We start from the raw sequence: 19988 nt of genomic DNA, 5'->3' as shown, positions 1-19988 counted from the left end.
TCCTCATTGATGGACACGTGCCCATGATTGTGTGATGGACACATGCCCGTGATTGCTTGAAAATAGTATTCACGTTGATCAACTTGCGTGTAACTAACTTTCACACATTCTCGTTACGTTCGTGTTTCATACCGTCGCGTTGCGCGAAAACGTGACCGAATTCACAGCAGCCGATGACCGTCCGCATCCAACGAAAAAGACCCCGTGCGATCCAGCGGATCGCGCACGGGGCCTTCACACGACGCGCTGCATTCAGTCCAGCGTGCTCGACCCACGTGCGTCGGCCAGCGCGACTGCGGCAGGGAACTGCTCACGCACAACCCGGCGCAACGTCTTGCCCATCATGGATTTCGGCAGCTCGTCCAGCTGCACGATGCGTTTGGGAACTTTGTACGGGGTGAGCAGGTCACGAACGAAACTGCGTAGCGCCTGCTCGTCGAAGGTCTCCCCCGGTTCGAATTCGACGGCGGCGACGACATCCTCACCGCCGTTCGGGCTCGGGATGCCGACGACCGCGGCATCAATAACGCCAGGTGCCTTTCGAATTGCGTCTTCGACCTCGGAGGGTGAGACGTTGAAACCGCCGGTAATGATGAGTTCCTTGATGCGGTCAACAATGCTGAAGAAGCCATCGTCGTCCATAATCGCGATGTCTCCGGTGCGAAACCAGTCGCCGTCGACGAAGACCGCAGCAGTCTCCTCCGGTCGCTGGTGGTAACCACGGAAGACCTGCGGTCCGCGAACAATCAGTTCGCCTTCGTCGCCCGGCGCTACGTCGACGGTGGGGTTGTCCGGATCGACGATGCGCGCGTCGGTGCCCGGAACGGGAACACCAACGGTGCCGGCCTTGCGGCCGTCACTGACCGGGTTCACCATCAGTACCGGTGAGGCTTCAGACAGACCGTAACCTTCGACGAGGAATCCACCGGTTTGCGCTTCCCACGGTTCGACGATTGCCGTTGGCAGGTTCATGGCACCGGAGATGGCTATCTCAATACCTGCAAGCGAGACGCCCTTTTCCTCCGCCCGAGCGGCCAGCCGAGCACAGATTGGCGGCACAGCAGGGAAAAACGTCGGTGGGCGCTTCCTGATCGCCTTGAGCACGAGATCGGCGTCGAACTTGGGAAACAACACCAGGGTCGCGCCCATGCTCATGGCGAAGGTGAGGGAGAGCGTCAGCCCATAAGCGTGGAACATCGGGAGAACGGCGTACACGACACAGTTTCCCTGTTCGATCGTCGGCGCCCAGGAACGTGACTGTGCGGCGTTGGCCGTGAGGTTGCCGTGGGTCAGTTCAGCGCCCTTCGGCCGGCCGACCGTCCCGCTGGTGTACTGGAGCACAGCAAGGTCACCACGCACCGGATACGTGTGGTCGGGGTCAAGCAGCGAGCTCGCGACGATCTCCTGCCACGACCTGGCGCCGGACACCTCCATGGTGAGTGCCAGGCGTGATTCGCGCGCCTTACGAACGGGCAGCCGCAGCGCAGCCCTCGTGGCGAGCGACATCCCTCGGGTGATATCGACCGAAATGATTGTCGGCGCGCCAACATCGGCCGGCATCTCCTGAAGCGTGGGAACAACCTTGTCCCAGGCGATCGCAACCTGAGCCCCGTGGTCTTCGAACTGGTGGCGAAGCTCCCGCGGCGTGTACAGCGGGTTGTGCTCGACGACGACTGCACCGAGGCGCAGTACCGCATAGAAGGCGACGACGTGTTCGGGGCAGTTCGGCAGGATGAGGGCGACCGGGTCGCCGTGGCGCACTCCCAAGAGGCGCAGCCCCTCGGCCGCGCGGTTGATACGTTCACTGAGTTCGGCGTACGTGACCGTCCCGCCGAAGAATTCGAGGGCCACCTTAGCCGGGTACAGCGAGGCCGAGTTCTCGACCAGGTCGATCAGGGATCCCTCTGGTGGGGTGAACTCAGTCGGAACGTTGGGTGCGTAGCTGGCTAACCAGGGGCGTGCGGCTTCAATAGTCACCGGACAACTCTAAGTGCCGACACCGAACGCCGGTACCGCACGAATTCGGTACCGGCGCTGGGCGTCGAGCGGTGAAATGCCTGGAGGAGGCTGCTGACTGGTTAGACCAGAACGTTCAGGCCGGTGTTCCAGTTGAAGGTGTCGAATTCGGGGTTGGCCTGCAGCGTCATGATCACGAACTGGAAGCCCTCGAGCTCGCGCGCACGGCGCAGCGGGCCGACGTCGATGGGGCGAAGGCCGGCATCCGTCACGAATGAGGCGACAGCGGCCTTGGCATCCGCAGCGTCCGAGGCGATGAAGACATCGAGCGGTGTGCCGGCAACGGCACCGGAGATCAGCGTGCCCGCGAATGTAGTGTTGAACGCCTTGACGACGTTGGATGCGGGAATCAGGGCCGCGATCTCTTCTGCTGCCGAGGTGCCGGGTGCGACGACCAGGGAATCGAACGTGCTGAAGTCGACGGGGTTCGTGATGTCGATGACGGTCTTGCCCGCGAGTGCAGCGCTCTGGGCGACCGCGACTTCCTTTGCCGCGTCGAACGGAAGTGCCAGTACGACGATGTCGCCGTCGATCGGTGAGCCGAGAACGGCGGACGACACAGTGGCACCGAGTTCGCTCGCCAGGCTCTCGGCCTTGGCGATCTCGCGATCCTGAATCTGCACGCTGCGGCCTGCCGCCACTGCGCGGGTTGCGATGCCGCGAGCCATGTTGCCGCTGCCGATGATGGTGATGTCAGTCATGAAGTTCCTCCGAAGAATCTGTGCTGGCCACCGGCCGAGGCGACCGGGGCATCGCTTCAGCCGGCTGGAAACCTGCATTACTTGAAGCGACAACTAAACGCTACGCCGGTTAAGTTGAAGCGTCAAGTTAAATGTTAGAATGGCCACTATGACTGAGACCCGATGGCTGAACGACGACGAACGGCAGGCCTGGCTGCGCCTGATGGCCGTCACGATGTTGCTGCCCAGCCGGCTCGAGGCCGAGCTCAAACGCGACGCAGGCCTCAGCCACTTCGAGTACTACGTCCTCGCGATGATCTCCGAGGCCCCCGGCAAATCGTTGCCGTTGACTGCAGTCGCATCGAAGACCAACTCCTCGCTCTCCCGCTTGTCACACGTTGTCGCTCGACTCGAGAAGGCCGGCTATCTCACTCGGTGCGCCTCGCCGACTGATGGGCGCACGTCGATTGCGACGCTGACCGATATCGGCTGGCAGAAGGTCGTCGCCAGTGCACCTGGCCACGTGGACGAGGTGCGCTCCCTGGTATTCGACTCGCTCACGTCAGAGCAGGTCAGGCAGCTTGACGACATCTGCGCGCGGCTGCTCACCACGCTCGACCCTGATCACCTGCTGCTGGGGATCACTGAGTCTGCAACTGATTAGCTACACGTCCGCCGCGCAGCGAAAACCGAGGTGCGTTGTCGCTGAGTCCTCGGTCTGCGGCGATCGCGCTGCTGGCCGATAACGGAGGCAATACTCAGGGGCACAGAGGTGCGAGCCGCCTTTGGTGACACGACGGCTGCTCGAATCGGGAGATGCTTTCATGGCCGCCGCAACGACGTCGTCGCGCGCCTGTGAAGTATCAGCCGGTCCGCAGCTGCAGCCGCCCGCGCAGCCAGCTGACTGAGTGCCCGTGGCATCCTCTGCCCCCTGCATCTGGTGCGAATCGGTGAATTCAGATGTGGTCCACTCCCAGACATTGCCGATCATGTCGAGTGCGCCGAGGCCGTTCGGCGGGAATTGCCCCACAGGAGAGGTGCCAATCCAGCCAGAGGCACCGCTGTTCAGGTATGGAAACTTGCCCTGCCAGTTGTTGGCCATCAGCTGCCCGTCAGGGTGCAGCTCGTCGCCCCACGCATACGTAGCCCCGTCCAGACCGCCGCGGGCTGCGAACTCCCACTCGATCTCTGTCGGGAGTCGCTTGCCGGCCCACGCGGCATAGGCGGATGCATCGGTGAAGCACACCTGAACCACCGGGTGCTCCTGTTTGTCCTCGATACCGGTCTCCGGCCCATGGGGATTTCTCCAGCTCGCGCCAGGAACCCAGTTCCACCATGCCCGCCAATTTCCGAGATCGACAGGCCCCGTTGTCGGACGAAAGACCAGACTGCCCGGCAGGAGCTCCTCGGCCACAAGCTCGGGGAACTGAGCGGCGTCCAGCGGCCGCTCAGCAACGGTGACGTATCCGGTCGCGTCGACGAATCGGGCAAATTGCCGGTTGGTCACCAACTGGCGATCCAGAGCGAACTCGCGCACGCTCACAGAATGCACCGGGCGTTCCTCTGGATAGAAAGCATCAGAGCCCATCCGATATTCGCCACCGGGAATGATGATCATGTCTTCACGGGATGCAATGTCCAAGCCGTTACCGTCGTCATCGCCATCGCCATCGCCATCGCCATCGCCATCGCCATCGCCATCGCCATCGCCATCGAGCATATGAAGGAAATCGGTCACAATCAGTTCACCCAATCAGGTCAAGGCCCTTCGGCGTCGGCTGGGACTCATGCGGGCTGTCCCCCAATGATGCCTGCAACGTCCACAGTTTTCGAGTGAGTTCATCCCGCAATTCGCGGTGCTCCAGCGACAGGTAGATGTTGTTCAGTTCCTCTGGATCTTCCCGCAGGTCATACATCTCCCATTCTGGAACGAAACTGCGACCCGATGAACCAGCCAGCCCGGCTGCCTCCCCAGATAGCTTCCGCGAGACCGGCGAACCGAGCATTGTTGTCAATGATGATCGGTGCCGCAAAATGAGCAGCGAATGCATCAGACACCAGCTCTCCGATACCTTGATGGTCAGAACCGACCCCGGAAGCAAGAGGCTGGGGCATTCTCGGCGAGAAAGGGCCAGGCACGCCAATACCGACGTTCTGCAGAGCGCCGTAGTGAGTTCCGGTCTGTTTCCCGAGCTCGGCAGCGAGGTCGAAGGCAGCCCGAATTCGGTCAGGCCAACTCGTGTTTTGGTCGTAATGACGCGAACCAGATGCGATCACCTCGTGGGAGGCATCCGCCACCGCAATATGCACGCGGCTGTGACCGAAGTCCACCCCCATCACCTGCCCGGCCGCAGGGTCGAGAGCGAGGCGTTCTGCAGGACGACCTCGTCCGGAGCGTTCCTCTGTTGCCGCTTGAGCGACGATGGCGCCACGATCAAGCAGAACGCTCGTGATTTCAGAAAGGGTAGTACGGGAGAGACCAACGTGGCGAGAGATCTCGCCACGGGTCAACGAACCATGATCCCGGAGCACGCAAATGATGCGTTCCTCGTGCGTTCTTCGAATGAGTGCGTGCACTCCTGGGGGCTTGGTCACATTGAGAAGCTATCGAGCGGGATTTTTTCCGTCAACCTCCCGACATAATTCAGCGAAAAATATGCCAACTTGCTTACAGAAATCCCACCCGAATCGAGAAGCGCGCCTCAGGCCCCGTCCGCAGCGCGGATATGCGACAGCCCCTAGAGATCTGGATCAGTCAGCTCACGCACAGGCCTGTCATCGGCATCAACCTTGACCTCGTCGAAATCGGGGTCTTCCTCGTCAAGAGGCGCGAGCGCCTCGTCAACTTCTCGTTGTTCGTCGATTCCACTGCTTGCTGCGTCTGTGATCCGGGGCCACAAGCCCTCGTCTTCCTTGGCCATCATTCCGCCTCCTCATCTTCGAGTGCTGCTGAATCATCGGATGCTTGAATCATCTGATGGTGTCGGTGCAGGCAACGATACGCCGCGCCCGAATCGCTCACAAGGAACTCTATGTAGACAGATGAGCTGCCCAGCCTGTGTTCAGGAATGCACGAGAATGCTCAGGAAACCGGCGCAGTAGCTGGGGCGCCCGACCCGGCAGCCGACTGAGGCCCGGGCGGAAACAACCATTTGGCCAGGAGCACCAGGGCGATTGCGATGATGCCGCCAAGCGCCGTCTCGACAGCCCGATCGATCAGGAGGCCCGACACCGGAACGGGTGCGGCCAGGTGCGCGACGGTGAGCGCCAGAGGAGTAATGAAAAGCAATGCAGCGCCGTAATGCTTACCGACGAGAATCTCAGCGCCGAATTGAGACACCACGATTACCACGATCAGCACCCAGATCGGCGGGTCGGGATACAACACCAGCCCGGTCACGAGCACCCCGAGGCACGTGCCGATAATGCGGTGGATCGCCCTGGAGATTGAATGCGCAGCACCTGGCGGCGGGGTGACGGCTATGACACTGACGACCGCCCAATACGGATGCCCGATTCCGACAAGCATGGCGAGTCCGCCGGCGAGCAATGCACCGACGACGTTCTGCACGATAGCCAGCCATACTCGCGGGTCACGATACGCATCAAGGCGCGATTCTCGCCCGGGCTTGAGCTCCTTGAACAGAGCGTCGGACCGCTCACTCGAGTACCGCCGCAGCAGCGAGCCCGACATCGTGAGGAGCCAGGCGAAGACCGCTGTGATGAGGGCCGCGAGAAAACGGGGTACAACTTCGTCAGAGGGAGTGGGTGCCTGAGCACAGACCACATAGGCGAAAACGAAGAAGATTGGTGTTGGCGGAAACAGCCCACCCATTGCACCAACAAGCAGACCCCCCGCGATCACGACAACGAGGCCAACGACCTGCACGACCAGGGGTGCGGCCGTCACTGCCATCGCAAGACCAAGACCGATGCAGACCAGCAGGCAGACTGCCCCGATGGTCACGGTGCGCATCCGCACTCGATATACCTCAGCTCGCCCGTACAACGCGGTCATGCCACCGAACGAGGCATAGGCCACCCACTCGATCCGCCCGATCGCTACCAGCACGATCAGCGGAAGCGCCACGGCCAGCGCCGCCCGTGATGCCACTTCGATATCGAGGGCGCGCAACGAAGTCAGTCGTTGTCGCAATCCCTCCGGTTTGCCAGAAGAACTCTCAGTAGCGCCCCCGGCCCCTGAAAGGTCTCGACCGGGCGCCACTAGATCTTCTCGATCGGTGCGATCTTGATCAGGAGCTTCTTTGCGCCCGCCGTGTCGAACTGTACGTGTGCAATGCGCTTGGTGCCGTCTCCGGTGACCTGGTTCACGCGTCCATCGCCGAAATCAACGTGGCGGATGCGGTCACCAGCTTCCAGCGTGAGGTCACCGTTGTCGCGCACCTGCGCTGTGACCCTGTTCGCCCACTCTGTCTTCGGCTTGGGCGAAGGTGGCAAGCCCTGCTGGCCCTTGTCTGCATATTGGTTACCGCCACTGCGGCTACCGAATCCACCGTTGAACTCGCGCCTGGCGTTCAGGGCGCGCGGCTGGGTGCCCCCACGTGAGTTCGCCATGCCTGGCGACTGACGCCATTCGATGAGATCGGCTGGAATCTCTTGCAAATACCGGCTGGGCATTGCCACGTTCACATCGCCGAACTGCGCGCGCGTCATGGCAAGCGACAGGTAGAGCCGCTTGCGCGCTCGCGTGATCCCAACGTAGAACAGGCGTCGTTCCTCGGCGGGCCCACCGGGTTCTCCAGCCGACATCTGGTGCGGAAGCAGCCCTTCTTCGATACCGGTGAGAAACACGGCGTCGTATTCAAGGCCCTTCGCGGTGTGCAGTGTCATAAGCGAGACGGTGCCAGAGGCATCGTCGAGGTCGTCGGCTGCGGCGACCAGCGAGACCTGGGTGAGGAAGTCGACCAGGCCGGCGTCTGGATTTTCGCGGTTGAAGTCCTTCGTTTGTGCCACGAGTTCTTCGATGTTCTCGGCCCGTGCTTCGTCTTGTGGGTCGCGGCTGCTGCGCAGAGTGCTCAGCAGTGTGCTCCCCTCAAGCAGGAACACCAGCACGTCGGAGACACTCGAGACGCCCGCCGGGTTCTCCGGGTCGAGCATGAGAGCGGCCTCGTCGAGCAGCCGCGCCAGCTTCTGGATCGCTCCCGTCACCTTCGGGCCAAGCCCGAGCGAGGCAGCATCGCGCATGGCCTGCCGGTAGCTGATGCCGTTCGCCTCGGCGAAGCTGCCCAGCTGCGTCTCGGTGGCCGGCCCGATACCGCGCTTCGGTGTGTTCAGGATGCGGCGCAGCGCCAGTTCATCCTGCGGGTTCGCCACGGCAATCAGGTACGCGAGCGCGTCTTTGATTTCGGCTCGCTCGTAGAACTTGGTGCCACCGACCACGCGGTATGGAACCGCGGCTCGCACCAGGATCTCTTCAAGTGCACGGGTCTGCGCGTTGGTTCGATAGAACACCGCCATATCGCGGTATGCCATGCCAGCCTTGTGCAGCACCTCGACCTCGTCTGCAACGAACTGGGCTTCATCGTGCCCGGAGTAACCGGTATAGCCGACGATCTTCTCGCCGTCGCCGTCTGCGGTCCAGAGCTTCTTGTCTTTGCGATCGAAGTTGTTGCCGATCACGGCATTCGCAGCCGACAGGATGTTCTGCGTCGACCGATAGTTCTGCTCGAGCAGCACGACCTTGGCACCAGGGAAATCGCGCTCGAACTCGCTGATGTTGCGGATGTCGGCGCCGCGAAAAGCATAGATCGACTGATCGGAGTCACCGACGACAGTGAGCGAGGCGCCGGGAATCGCACCAGTGGCATCTTGCACCGCCCGCACGTGCAGGCCCTGAGCCTCGAGTTCTTCGGCCAGTTCGGGCTCGACCGGGCGCGTCAGTTCGCGCACGAGGGAGTACTGGGCGTGGTTGGTGTCCTGGTATTCGTCGACGAGTACGTGCCTGAAGCGGCGTCGGTAGAGGGCCGCGACCCGTGGGAAAGCGCGGAACAGGTAGACGGTCTCACCGATGAGGTCGTCAAAGTCGAGGGCGCTGGCGGCGCGCAGCCGCTGCGTGTACTGCCGGAATATCTCGACGAACATGACCTCTTGCGGGTCGCTCATGTTCGCGTTGCGCGCGTAAGCGTCTGCGTCGATCAGCTCGTTCTTCAACTTAGAGATTTTGGCTGATGCGCTGGCCGGGGTGAATCCGAGAGTGTCGGCATCCAGAGACTTAATGATGCGCTTGAGCGTGACTCTCGTGTCGGACGAGTCATAGATACTGAACGTGCTGGACAGGCCGGCCTTCTCGGCTTCCTGACGCAGGATGCGTACGCAGGCCGAGTGGAACGTGGAGATCCACATGCCTCGCGCGCTTTGGCCGATCAGTGCTTCGACACGTTCGCGCATCTCGGCCGCTGCCTTGTTGGTGAAGGTGATGGCGAGGATCTGGCTCGGCCAGGCTTCACGACTCTCAAGCAGGCTGGCTACACGACGGGTCAGCACACTGGTCTTACCAGAGCCGGCGCCGGCGATGATGAGCAGTGCAGGACCGCGGTACTGCACCGCCTCAAGCTGCTGCGGGTTCAGTCCGTCGAGCAGCGAGCTTCGGTTGTAGTCGTTGCCGTGCTCCCCCACGATGATCGGCGCGCCGACGACCTGGGTTGCGGTGGATTCGTCCGGGTCATAGAGCGTCGTCATATCGTTCTCAATTGTAGGCGCTGCCGCTGACAGAGAGCCGTAGAGACGATCCTCTTTCGCGTGGTTCGAACCCGGTTCACTCCACGAGTTCAAGCTCCTCGCGCACCGACACCGCAAGGTCCGGGTAGTCCGCGAACACTCCATCGATGCCCGTCGACATGATCGTCTGGAATTCACCCTGCCAGTCGCCGAAGTCCGCGCGCCCGGTTCCGCGTCTAAACGGCTGAGAGAGGAACTTATTTTCGGGCCGCAGCGTCCAGGTGTAGACCTCAAGGCCTGCGGCGTGAGCGTCGTCGACCAGATCCGTCGTACCTGCCACCCGACCCGAATCGTCATTGGCCAGGATGAGTGACTTATTGACGCTGATGCCGTCGACCTTGCCGGCGAGCGCGTACAGCCCTTCCTCGGTCAGGGATGCTGCATAGTCGGCGGCCAGCGTGCCGTGTCTGTTCACTTCATCGAACGGAGCACCCGAGTCCTCAACGAGGTAGATCCGCTTGGCGCGGATCCCACGCTCCTCCACCTTCACGAGAACATCCCGCTCGAAACTCTCAACGATCAACCGTCCGTCGCCGTCATCCCAGCCCGCATTCTTCACCTCGTCGATGAAGAGCTCGTCAAGCGGCAGCCCGATCGACTCGAAATAGGTGGCGAACTTGATCTCGGCCACCATTCCGCGCCAGCGCTGGCTGCTCTCGGCAGCCGCATCGCAGATCTCGAACAGGTCGCGCAAACGCAGGAGGGGAAACCGGCCGTCGAAGCTGGCACTTGAGCGGCGTATGGAAGGCCGTCGTTCACGTGCGCGCAGGGTGCTGAGCTCTGCCCAGGTGAAATCCTCGCTGAACCAGCCGTTCCGAACCACACCGTTGACGATCTTGGTGGTCTCTCTGGCCGCGAACTCCGGCCGGGAAGCGACATCCGTTGTGCCCGAAATCTCGTTCTCGTGCCTGATCACCAGCACACCGTCCTTGGTGGCAACCAGGTCGGGCTCAACGGCATCCGCTCCGAGGGCGAACGCCAGTTCAAAGGCGGCCCTGGTGTGTTCAGGGCGATAGCCAGGCGCCCCTCGGTGCCCGATGATGAGCGGATGTGACGGCGAGGTGCTGGACATGAGAACAAGATTATCCGCCGCCTGCCAGAATTGATGCAATGAGCACAACGACCCTGCCCACTCCGTCTCCCCCCGCGAGGAGGCTCGAATTCTCCGGACGGTATGTCGTCGGTCTCACCCTGATCGTCGTCGGGGTCGCGCTCTCCAATCTGATGAGCACATACACGCTCATGCTGCTGGGCATCGGCCCCCTCGTGCAGCTGATCGGTTGGCTCGTGATGCCCGGCGCACTCTGGCGGCGCCTGCTCGTTTTACTGCCGTGCCTCCTCGCCGGGCTCGTCCTTCGGGCAGGACCCGACTTCGCCGGCGCCTTCGTCGTGCTGTTGGCCGGCTGGCTGCTCGTACGGCACCGGCCACTCCACAGCTACCTCACACTGGCTCTGCCGTTCGTCGCGAGCTTTGCCTTGAAAGCCGCGCTCGACTCCTATTCGATGACCTGGGTGATGTTATTGCTCGGAACCCTGGTCACCGTCGGAGGCGCCTGGGCAGCGTGGTGGTTGGCGGAAACTCGGCGAATACCCAGAAAATCTGTAAGAACTCTCAGGTAGGTTGGTAGTACGTGTTGACTCTCAGCACGTACATACCCCAGCTGTTTATGAGCAGAGGAAACCATGGCACTCGACAATCCCGCATTCTCGCGCAGTCCCGCGTTCAATTCCCAGTCGGCATCGACGGTGGCCACGGTGTCTGCAGCAGAACTGCAGGACATCTACAACCGCCCGGCAGCGAACTCGAACGACACCGACCGGATGAGTGTTGAAGACACCATCGCCAAGTCGGCCCTGACGTTCGTCGTGCTGCTCGCTGGCGCGGCCATCGGCTGGATGTTCGCGTCGACAGGCATCATGGTCATCGCCGGAATCATCGGTTTCGTTCTTGCCATGGTCAACGTGTTCAAGAAGGAGCCGTCACCGGCGCTCATCCTCGCGTACTCGGCCGCACAGGGCGTCTTCGTCGGCGGTATCTCCGCGTTCTACGAGACCGCGTACAACGGCATCGTCATCCAGGCAGTCCTGGCCACGCTCGTCGTCGTCGGCGTCACGCTCGCGCTCTTCGCCAGCGGCAAGATCCGTGCGTCGAAGAAGGCCACCAAGATCTTCCTGATCGCGATGGTCGGCTACCTCGTCTTCTCGCTGCTCAACCTGGGCCTCACCGCCTTCGGAGCAATCGACAACCCGTTCGGCCTCAGGGGCAGCCTCGAGATTTTCGGAATCCCGTTCGGCCTGATTCTCGGTGTACTCGTCGTCATCATGGCCGCGTACTCGCTGGTGCTCGACTTCGACTACATCCAGCGCGGCGTGAAGAACCGGGCTCCCCGCAAGTACGGCTGGACCGGAGCCTTCGGCATCATGGTCACCGTCATCTGGCTGTACCTCGAGATCCTGCGCATGTTCGCCATCGCGCGCGACTAGCCTCACCGCATAGTTTTATTGCTTCACCCCGAAGGGCCGGTCTTGGAGACCGGCCCTTCGTCGTACCCGTCCCGCAGTCTCTCAGCCGCTAGACCGACACTCCCACCGCGGCGACGGCCGCGAGGATGGCGTCGATGGTGACCGATGGCTGCGACACCATCGAGACATGCGAGGCAGCTGCTTCCGTGATTGTTGCTCCGGCGCGCTCCGCCATGCTGCGCTGGGTCGCCGGCGGAATCACCCTGTCTTCGGTGCCAATCACCGCCCAACTGGGAATGGTCTTCCACGCGGGTGCGGCCGAAGGGGTGGTGTTGGCGCTCAGGGTGATCGGTCGCTGGGTGGCAACGATGAGGCCACGGTCTGTCTCTGAGAGGTCCTGTGCGAAAGAGTCGTGCACGGTGGCCGGCTTGAGGAATGCCTCGGCGTCGCCCTCTGGCGCGCCGGGATAGCCGACAACGTCGAGCACCGTGGTGGGATCCGGAACGGCGAGCGCGGATCCAGAGTCGCCCAGGATCTGGAAGACGAACTCGCCCTCCTCGGGGATGAAGGCATCCACATACACGAGAGCACGCACGTCACCGCCGCCGGCCGCGGCATTGGTGATCACGAAGCCGCCGTAGGAATGGCCAACAAGCACCACGGGACCGCTCGTGCGCTGGCTGAGGAATGAGGCGATGTACGCGGCGTCCGAGGCGACACCACGCAACAGGTTCGGCGGAGCCAGCACTGTGAAGCCCTGGTTCTGCAGTTCGGTGGCGACGGCGTTCCAACTCGACGCGTCGGCCCACGCTCCATGGACGAGAACGATCGTAGGTTTACTCACAGCGGTGTTCCTTTCTATCCGGGACAGCCGCATAGCCGCGACCGCTGTCCCGCACAGTATCCCTGCATCACAGGGCGGAACACCCGCACCCGCCCGGCAGCCAGCTCCGCCCCGCTGCCGCCGCTCCCCACAACTTCAGCTCCCCACTGAAAGCGCCCAGCGAAGCGGTGGCGTCGTTGTCCGCGGGGTGTCGAGTTATGACGAGAAAGGCCGGGCCCTTGTCTGCAGTTCGTAATCCGATCTGCACACCGGTGGGCCCGGCCTTTCGTGTCATTGTTTGAGCTGGGGAGCGGATGACGACGCCACCGCTCCCCACCGGAGCCCTAAAGCCCCGTTACTCCCATTCGATGGTTCCCGGCGGCTTCGACGTGACGTCGAGCACGACGCGGTTTACCCCATCGACCTCATTGGTGATGCGGTTCGAGATCTTCGCCAGCACGTCGTACGGCAGTCGCGTCCAGTCGGCGGTCATCGCGTCTTCAGACGAGACGGGACGCAGCACGATCGGGTGACCGTAAGTACGGCCGTCGCCCTGCACACCCACTGAGCGCACGTCGGCCAGCAGCACAACCGGGCACTGCCAGATCTCGCGGTCGAGGCCGGCTGCGCTCAGCTCGAAGCGAGCGATCGCATCCGCCTTGCGCAGCAGGTCGAGACGCTCCTGGGTGACCTCTCCGACGATGCGGATGCCGAGGCCGGGGCCGGGGAACGGCTGGCGCTGCACGATTTCTTCCGGCAGGCCGAGCTCGGCGCCGATCGCGCGTACCTCGTCCTTGAACAGGGTGCGCAGCGGTTCGACGAGCTCGAACTGCAGGTCTTCCGGCAGGCCACCGACGTTGTGGTGACTCTTGATATTCGCGGTACCGCTTCCGCCGCCCGATTCAACGACATCCGGGTACAGGGTGCCCTGCACGAGGAAGCGAATCGGGTCGCCGTCTGTGGCTTCCGCTTCAGCGATGAGGTCGGCCTGAGCCTGTTCGAAGCTGCGGATGAACTCGCGACCGATGATCTTGCGCTTCTGCTCTGGATCGCTGACTCCGGCGAGAGCGTTGATGAACTGCTCGCGGGCGTCGACGGTGACCAGGCGTACGCCGGTTGCCTTGACGTAGTCTTCTTCAACCTGACGGCGCTCGTCCTGACGAAGCAGACCGTGGTCCACGAAGACGCAGACCAGCTGGTCGCCGACGGCCTTGTGCACGAGGGCCGCGGCAACTGCCGAGTCGACTCCACCTGACAGGCCACAGATGACCTTGCCGGTACCGACCTGCGCCTGGATGTTGGCGACCTGCTCGGCAATGACGTTGTCACTGTTCCAGTCGGCGGGGATGCCAGCTGCACGGTGCAGGAAGTTCTCGAGAACATGCTGGCCGTGCTCGGAGTGCTTGACCTCCGGGTGCCACTGCACGCCGTAGAGACGACGCTCGTCGTTGGCGAATGCCGCAACGGGGGTCGACTCGGTCGAGGCCAGGACGGTGAAGCCGTCCGGGGCCTTCGAGACGGAGTCTCCATGGCTCATCCAGACCGTCTGGTCACTCGGCTGGTCGGCGAGAAGGGCGTTGCCGCCATCCGTCACCGTGACAGGGGTCGAGCCGTATTCGCGCGCACCGGTGTGCGAGACTTCGCCGCCGAGGGCCGTGGCCATCACCTGGAAGCCGTAGCAAATGCCGAGGACCGGCACGCCGAGGTCGAAGATCGCCGCGTCGAAGCTCGGCGCACCGTCTGCGTAGACGCTCGACGGGCCACCGCTCAGCACGATACCGATCGGGTTCTTCGCCTCGACCTCTGCCGCGGTGACCGAATGCGGCACGATTTCCGAATAGACGGATGCTTCACGCACACGACGGGCGATCAGCTGCGCGTACTGCGCACCGAAGTCGACGACCAGCACGGGGCGCTGGGCTGTCGCCTGTTCGCTCGGCTGCGGGCTTATCTGCTCGCTCATTACTTGTTCTGCCTCCACACTAGTTATGCCTTGACGCTGGCATCGGGGTTGACGCTCTCTCGGGCGGCCAGGTACACCGTGACCTCCTTGGCGATCTTCGCTTCAACGAAGAACGACAGGGTGGGCACGACACCGCCGAGGGCGATCAGGATAAAGCGAGGGAACGACCAGCGCATCAAGCTCCACAGGTGAAAATCACTGAAGAGGTAAAGCACGTAGAACCAGCCGTGGGCGATCAGGATGCCCGTGCTCAGGTTGACGGCGGTCACCGTGTCGTTCGGCACCATTGCCAGGAAGCCGTTGGGGCCCCCGAGTTCAAGCTCGTAGCCGAAGGCATACTTCGCGATCATTTCGGCACAGAGCAACAGAAGCATGACACCCGTGATGACGGATGCGACTTTGTACAGCTTGAGCGCACCGGGAATCCGGGGAAGGTCGGCGGGCTTTGGTTCGAGAGGCATTGGTCCAGTTTACGTCGCGGGTGGGGGCGGTGAGCCCGCGGTGACTGCCAGAGCGGCCTGCTGGGCTTCCTCTTCTTCGCGTTCGACGGCATCCCTCACCAGTCGATACCAGAGGAAGACGGCAAAACCGGCGAAAACGATCCATTCGGCGGCGTAGAAAATATTCAGCCAGTTCACGGATAGCTCCTCCTCCGGAGGAGGTGAATGAACTGCTTCGAGCCCCGGCGCCGCGGCAGAATCGAGCACGTAACCGAAGTAGACCGACTGATCGGTGAAATCCGTCCACAGGTTGATGAGCGCCGCAACGGACACCGTTGTCATCAGATGCGGGTCGCCACCTGCCGGCGGGAGCACTGGAGCGTTGCTTGAGAGGAACCGGCCTGTCACGGTGACTGTCGCGCCATCCTGATCCGAGACGGCCAGCTCATCGGCAGCCTCTCTGGCCTTGTCTTCGGTGGCCGCCCAGCCGCGCACGATCGGCAGTGTGATGTCGTCGGTCGTCACGAAACGGCTGACAACCCACCACCCGATTGCGCTGTCCTGGTGCGCCTCGGCGACGAGCTGTTCGTCGCCCGCGACATAGTGCCCGGTCAGCGTCACCAACTGAGCTTCAGCCGCCGTCGGGGTCGGGCCGTCAGGCGAGACGACATCGGCGAGCACCACGACCTCTTCTGTGGTGCGCTCCTCGACCTGGGCCGAGGCGATCGCACGGTCAAGCTGCCACTGCCCGAGCAGCGCAAAGGCAGCCGCAATCGCGAGCGCAAGCACAAGCGCACCCACCCAGCGTGGGCGCAACATCATTCTGATCACTAGTAGTCCGTTGTCCGATCGTCTCGCTTGGGCTTCTCGCCAGCGGTTTTGTCTGTGATGAAGTCAGCCATCGGATCAGTTCCGGATGCCGACTGGCCGTCTGGGGTCGAATCTGCTTGGGTCTTGGCCTGTTCGACTACCCGGGCGACTGCACGCTGCGTGCTGTCGTCGGTGACCCGCGAATTGCCGACAGCTTCGACCAGGGCGATTTCTTCTTCGCGCATGCGGTCCCTGACAGGCGGTGCAGGAGGTCGCGATGTCTTACGCCGGAACGCAGCGCCGATGCGCTCCGAGTTGGACGCAAACAGCGGTCCAAGCACAGCCATCAGCAGCACGTAGAGTCCGGCGAACGGTTGCAGCAGATGGTTGAGTCCTGCTCCCACAGACAGCGTCGCGAGAATTAGCGTGAATTCACCGCGGTTCACGAGAATCGCTGCCGCATTGATGCCCTCGACTGGCCCCATCTTGTGCAGCCGGGCCAAAATCATGCCTGACACGACATTGAGCGCGAACGTCATCACCACGGCGATCAGCACAACTACTATTACCGAGCCGAACTCGGCAATGTGGAGCGCGAGTCCGAAGTTCAAGAAGAAGAACGCAGCGAAGACGTCACGCAGGGGTACGGCGACCCGCTCGATCTTGGCACGGTAACTGCTTGCACCGAGCACGACGCCGATCAGGAACGCGCCGATGGCATCCGTCACACCGATGATCTCGCCGATGCCCGCGAACAGCACGGCAAGGCCGAAGAAGAGGATGGTGAACAGCTCGTCGTCCTTGGTGCGCACGAGCCGCGACACCACTTTGCCGCCCCATCTTGCCAGCGAGAACATGACGATGAGGAAGACGAAGGCGATGCCGAGTTGCAGCACGATCGGCCAGACCTCGGTCTTGCCGCTCAGCACGACGGAGACGATCGAGAGGTAAATGGCGATGAAGATGTCGCCGACGACGGTGACCCCGAGGATCATCGGGGTCTCTTTGTTGGCGAGTCTTCGTAGCTCGATCAGCAGTTTGGTAATGATGGCACTCGACGATGTGCCTGTCATTCCAGCGATGACGAGCGCTTCTCGCGTTCCCCAACCGACCATCATTCCGAAGGCGAACCCAAGGCCCATGTTGAGCACGACGTAGGTTCCGCCAGAAATCAAGAGCTTTCCGGCGTTGTTGAAGAACTCTTCCTGGTCAAACTCGAGGCCAAGACTGAACAGAAGCAGAATCAGTCCGAAGACGGCTATCAGCTCGATGTCTGCAGCGTGGAAGTTAAGCGGGAACCAACCGGTATACGGGCTCGCCAGCAGCCCGACGACCATGTAGATCGGAATCGATGGCAGGCCGATGACCTTGCCGAGGCGCCCGAGGACATAGGCGACAACCAGCAGGACGCCGAGAGTGATGAGGTCTTCGCCGAGATGCATACTTAGCCTCCGGGCGGAGCGTCGACGGTCTTCGTTTTAACTGCGCCGGTACGGAAGAACGCAAAGGCCTTCGCGACTTTTTCGGGCGAGCCGGCAACGACAAGGGTGTCTCCGGGGAACACCTTGAAGTCGGGGGCGGGCGCAGGGTTGGCGGACTCGCCGCGAACCACTGCAACAACAGTGAGGCCGGCGATGCCGCGCTCAGCCGGGTTGCCGAGTGGCTGACCGGCGATGTGGTCGTCGTAGTCGACGGTGAACCAGTCGATCGACAGGCCGGGGATCTGGTCGAGCGCGGTGAGCGACTCGGTAATCTGCGTGCCACCGAGCAGCTCGGCGAGCGTGTGCGCTTCGTCTTCACTCAAGCGCAGTGACACCTTGCTGGCATCTGGACCGCCTTCGTCATCAGCGAAGGTAATGAGATCGCTATGACCGGAACGGTGGGCGATAACGCCGACCTTTCCTCCGTCATCCGTTACGAAGGTATGCAGAACACCCACGCCGGGGAGTTTGACCCGCCGAACATCGACCATGGTTGTGACTCCTGAGGCTAGAAAAGGGCAGTTATGCCATTGTATCCGAGGGATTTTGTGCCCTTGCCCAGTGCCGACGTGCTGTCGCGAGCGGCGCTGCGCCTCGGGTGCGCGCGGAAGCGCCACGGGTGCGCGCGCCCGGTATGGCGGCTCGCGCCCGCTCTAGTGGGCGCGGGCCGCCGCACCGGGCGCGGTGATGCGCGACTCCCGCACCATGGCGGGTTCGACCGAGTCGTCCCCAGCGGATGTTGTGAGCAGCGGATGCACAGATGTCGCAGCGACGGCCACTCACCGATCCGCATCTGTGATCCTCTCGCCATGGACGACACCGCACACACACCACACACCCCGCTCACCTCTCGTGCCTCCCACATGCCCCGTACCTCCCACACCGCGCTCGATGTCCTCGAGTCGCTCGCTGGCAGCACCGGATTGATCCTTGCCAGCGACGCAGCACGATTCGGACTCCAACGCGACCTCCGTCGCGAATTCGAATCGAAGAATGTCATTCGCCTGCGCCGCGGCGTGTACATTTCGTCTACGGAGTGGCGTGCGCTGAGTGCCGACGCTCAGTATCTGCGCAAGATCCACGCGCATGCCGCTGTGGCCGATGTTCCTGCGGTGTATTCGCATCACTCGGCGGCTGCGCTCTGGGGGCTGCCCATCGTCGGGGCATGGCCGCAGCAGATCCACCTCGCCACTCCGGCCGCAACCGGGGGCCGTTCCAGGCACGGCATCATCCGCCACCCACAGGACGGCGACCCTGATGTCGCAGAACATGGCGGCCTGCTTGTCACATCAGTCGCGGACACCGCGATATCCCTGGCCCGGATACTCCCATTCGGTCATGCTGTCGCGGTCATGGACAAGGCCATCCACACACCTCGCAACGGAAATCCACTGACGACGAAACAGCAACTCGAATCCTCGTTCACGGACATCGGTCGGGGTCGTGTCGCCGGCCGGTCGGCTGCCAGGCGAGTGCTGGAGTTCGCCACGCCGCTGTCCGGATCGGCCGGCGAATCCATCAGCCGTGCAGGCATCTTCCTGCTCGGCTTCACTCTCCCTGAGCAACAGGTTCCGTTCTGGGACAGCGACGGGCTGATCGGCTTCAGCGACTTCTTCTGGCGAACGATCCGCAAAGTCGGTGAATTCGACGGATACGGAAAATACGTGCGCCACGAATTCACTCATGGACGCACAACTGCCGACATCGTCATCGCCGAAAAGATCAGGGAAGATCGACTGCGCGCCCAGAACCTCGGCGTCTGCCGCTGGGATTGGGCCCTCGCCACCACGCTCCCCGCGTTCGGCGCCTTTCTCACGAGGCATGGGATTCCTCGCTCCCGCGAACTCGCGGGCGCGGTCACGGTCGCGGATGCGGTCGCGGATGCGGTCGCGGATGCGGATGTGGACGGATCACGGATGCCGACGCGTGCGACCCTGTGCCCCCAGAGCGAACGCTGCGAAGATGAATGCATGACTGGAAACCTGCACATCACCGGAGACGACGCCGCCGATCAACTGTTGTCCGAGGATCCACTTGCCCTGCTCGTCGGCATGCTTCTCGACCAACAGGTGGCCATGGAGACGGCATTCGGCGGGCCGCAGAAGATCAAGGAGCGGTTGGGCTCGTTCGACGCAGAGACCATCGCGCATCAGGATGCTGATTCCTTCGTTGAACTCTTTCGCATTCCGCCTGCCGTGCACCGCTACCCGGCCAACATGGCGGGCCGCGTGCAGACGCTCTGCCAGGCGATTATGGATGACTGGGGCGGGGATGCCGCGGCGATCTGGACCCGCGGAGACCCAGACGGCGCAGAGGTCTACAAGCGACTGAAGGCGCTACCCGGCTTCGGCGAGCAGAAGGCGAAGATATTCCTTGCGCTGCTCGGCAAGCAGTATGGCTTCACGGGCGCAGGATGGCGTGAGGCGGCCGGCCACTATGGCGAGGTCGGAAGCTATCGCTCGGCGGCCGACATCGTCGACGCAGAGTCACTGACCCGCGTGCGCGAGACGAAGCGAGCGATGAAGGCCGCGGCCAAGGCTGGCTCCTAGAGCACAGCCCCGCCGCAGAAAAGCG

Annotated in this window: 20 protein-coding genes; 4 read left to right on the top strand and 16 right to left on the bottom strand. The window is 62.6% G+C overall.

Annotated elements, in window-relative coordinates; translation table 11 throughout:
- Positions 1 to 252: 252 nt before the first annotated feature.
- Both ACMT3I_RS00515 and ACMT3I_RS00510 read right to left on the bottom strand, forming a co-directional pair.
- Positions 253 to 1977 carry a long-chain-fatty-acid--CoA ligase gene (locus ACMT3I_RS00515; protein WP_414802486.1) on the bottom strand — a complete coding sequence of 575 codons (1725 nt, stop codon included), beginning with the start codon at positions 1975 to 1977 and terminating at the stop codon, positions 253 to 255.
- Between the two features lie 101 nt (positions 1978 to 2078).
- Complete coding sequence (locus ACMT3I_RS00510) at positions 2079 to 2717, bottom strand: NADPH-dependent F420 reductase (RefSeq protein WP_414802485.1); 639 nt, start codon at positions 2715 to 2717, stop codon at positions 2079 to 2081.
- Between the two features lie 148 nt (positions 2718 to 2865).
- On the opposite strand from ACMT3I_RS00510, the gene ACMT3I_RS00505 reads away from it, so the two are divergent.
- Positions 2866 to 3360 carry a MarR family winged helix-turn-helix transcriptional regulator gene (locus ACMT3I_RS00505; protein ID WP_414802484.1) on the top strand — a complete coding sequence of 165 codons (495 nt, stop codon included), beginning with the start codon at positions 2866 to 2868 and terminating at the stop codon, positions 3358 to 3360.
- Here the strand turns inward: ACMT3I_RS00505 and ACMT3I_RS00500 are convergent, their stop codons facing one another.
- The 7 genes from ACMT3I_RS00500 to ACMT3I_RS00470 all read right to left on the bottom strand — a co-directional run bounded on the left by ACMT3I_RS00500 (position 3361) and on the right by ACMT3I_RS00470 (position 10506).
- The gene (locus tag ACMT3I_RS00500; protein ID WP_414803499.1) at positions 3361 to 4314 is read right to left on the bottom strand and encodes a formylglycine-generating enzyme family protein; all 954 of its coding nucleotides are present in this window, start codon (positions 4312 to 4314) and stop codon (positions 3361 to 3363) included.
- A gap of 127 nt (positions 4315 to 4441) precedes the next feature.
- The gene (locus tag ACMT3I_RS00495) at positions 4442 to 4612 is read right to left on the bottom strand and encodes a hypothetical protein (RefSeq protein WP_414802483.1); all 171 of its coding nucleotides are present in this window, start codon (positions 4610 to 4612) and stop codon (positions 4442 to 4444) included.
- Complete coding sequence (locus ACMT3I_RS00490) at positions 4605 to 5291, bottom strand: ROK family protein (protein ID WP_414802482.1); 687 nt, start codon at positions 5289 to 5291, stop codon at positions 4605 to 4607. The genes ACMT3I_RS00495 and ACMT3I_RS00490 overlap by 8 nt, the downstream gene beginning before the upstream one ends.
- Before the next feature lie 143 nt (positions 5292 to 5434).
- Positions 5435 to 5620 carry a hypothetical protein gene (locus ACMT3I_RS00485; protein WP_414802481.1) on the bottom strand — a complete coding sequence of 62 codons (186 nt, stop codon included), beginning with the start codon at positions 5618 to 5620 and terminating at the stop codon, positions 5435 to 5437.
- A 158-nt stretch (positions 5621 to 5778) separates the two neighbouring features.
- On the bottom strand, positions 5779 to 6831 hold the full coding sequence (locus tag ACMT3I_RS00480; protein WP_414802480.1) for an FUSC family protein: 1053 nt from the start codon (positions 6829 to 6831) through the stop codon (positions 5779 to 5781).
- 89 nt (positions 6832 to 6920) lie between these two features.
- Positions 6921 to 9395: an ATP-dependent helicase gene (locus ACMT3I_RS00475; protein ID WP_414802479.1), complete on the bottom strand. Its 2475-nt coding sequence runs from the start codon at positions 9393 to 9395 to the stop codon at positions 6921 to 6923.
- A 76-nt stretch (positions 9396 to 9471) separates the two neighbouring features.
- Entirely contained in the window at positions 9472 to 10506 is a 1035-nt protein-coding gene (locus ACMT3I_RS00470; protein ID WP_414802478.1) for a glycerophosphodiester phosphodiesterase family protein, read from the bottom strand.
- 38 nt (positions 10507 to 10544) lie between these two features.
- Here ACMT3I_RS00470 and ACMT3I_RS00465 point away from each other — a divergent pair, with 38 nt between their 5' ends.
- Both ACMT3I_RS00465 and ACMT3I_RS00460 read left to right on the top strand, forming a co-directional pair.
- Complete coding sequence (locus ACMT3I_RS00465; protein WP_414802477.1) at positions 10545 to 11054, top strand: hypothetical protein; 510 nt, start codon at positions 10545 to 10547, stop codon at positions 11052 to 11054.
- A gap of 63 nt (positions 11055 to 11117) precedes the next feature.
- Positions 11118 to 11918 carry a Bax inhibitor-1/YccA family membrane protein gene (locus tag ACMT3I_RS00460; RefSeq protein ID WP_414802476.1) on the top strand — a complete coding sequence of 267 codons (801 nt, stop codon included), beginning with the start codon at positions 11118 to 11120 and terminating at the stop codon, positions 11916 to 11918.
- 88 nt (positions 11919 to 12006) lie between these two features.
- Here the strand turns inward: ACMT3I_RS00460 and ACMT3I_RS00455 are convergent, their stop codons facing one another.
- The 7 genes from ACMT3I_RS00455 to ACMT3I_RS00425 form a co-directional block, all read right to left on the bottom strand.
- Positions 12007 to 12741 (bottom strand): alpha/beta fold hydrolase, encoded by a 735-nt coding sequence (locus ACMT3I_RS00455; RefSeq protein WP_414802475.1) that lies wholly within the window; start codon positions 12739 to 12741, stop codon positions 12007 to 12009.
- 334 nt (positions 12742 to 13075) lie between these two features.
- Positions 13076 to 14683, bottom strand: coding sequence for a glutamine-hydrolyzing GMP synthase (gene guaA / locus ACMT3I_RS00450; protein WP_414802474.1), 1608 nt, complete (start codon positions 14681 to 14683; stop codon positions 13076 to 13078).
- 23 nt (positions 14684 to 14706) lie between these two features.
- A complete protein-coding gene (locus ACMT3I_RS00445) occupies positions 14707 to 15144 on the bottom strand; it encodes a DUF3817 domain-containing protein (RefSeq protein WP_414802473.1) in 438 nt (145 codons plus the stop codon).
- 9 nt (positions 15145 to 15153) lie between these two features.
- Positions 15154 to 15945 (bottom strand): SURF1 family protein, encoded by a 792-nt coding sequence (locus tag ACMT3I_RS00440; protein WP_414802472.1) that lies wholly within the window; start codon positions 15943 to 15945, stop codon positions 15154 to 15156.
- A gap of 8 nt (positions 15946 to 15953) precedes the next feature.
- Positions 15954 to 17375 (bottom strand): cation:proton antiporter, encoded by a 1422-nt coding sequence (locus tag ACMT3I_RS00435; RefSeq protein WP_414802471.1) that lies wholly within the window; start codon positions 17373 to 17375, stop codon positions 15954 to 15956.
- Between the two features lie 2 nt (positions 17376 to 17377).
- Positions 17378 to 17905: a cation:proton antiporter regulatory subunit gene (locus ACMT3I_RS00430; RefSeq protein ID WP_414802470.1), complete on the bottom strand. Its 528-nt coding sequence runs from the start codon at positions 17903 to 17905 to the stop codon at positions 17378 to 17380.
- A gap of 162 nt (positions 17906 to 18067) precedes the next feature.
- Positions 18068 to 18193: a hypothetical protein gene (locus ACMT3I_RS00425; RefSeq protein ID WP_414802469.1), complete on the bottom strand. Its 126-nt coding sequence runs from the start codon at positions 18191 to 18193 to the stop codon at positions 18068 to 18070.
- Between the two features lie 1191 nt (positions 18194 to 19384).
- On the opposite strand from ACMT3I_RS00425, the gene ACMT3I_RS00420 reads away from it, so the two are divergent.
- Entirely contained in the window at positions 19385 to 19963 is a 579-nt protein-coding gene (locus ACMT3I_RS00420; RefSeq protein ID WP_414803498.1) for an HhH-GPD-type base excision DNA repair protein, read from the top strand.
- Positions 19964 to 19988: the final 25 nt, after the last annotated feature.

The sequence above is a fragment of the Leifsonia sp. A12D58 genome (assembly GCF_047530025.1).
Lineage (GTDB): Bacteria > Actinomycetota > Actinomycetes > Actinomycetales > Microbacteriaceae > Cryobacterium.
The sequence above is the reverse complement of the archived record's forward strand: the minus strand, read 5'-3'. Positions and strand labels throughout refer to the sequence as shown.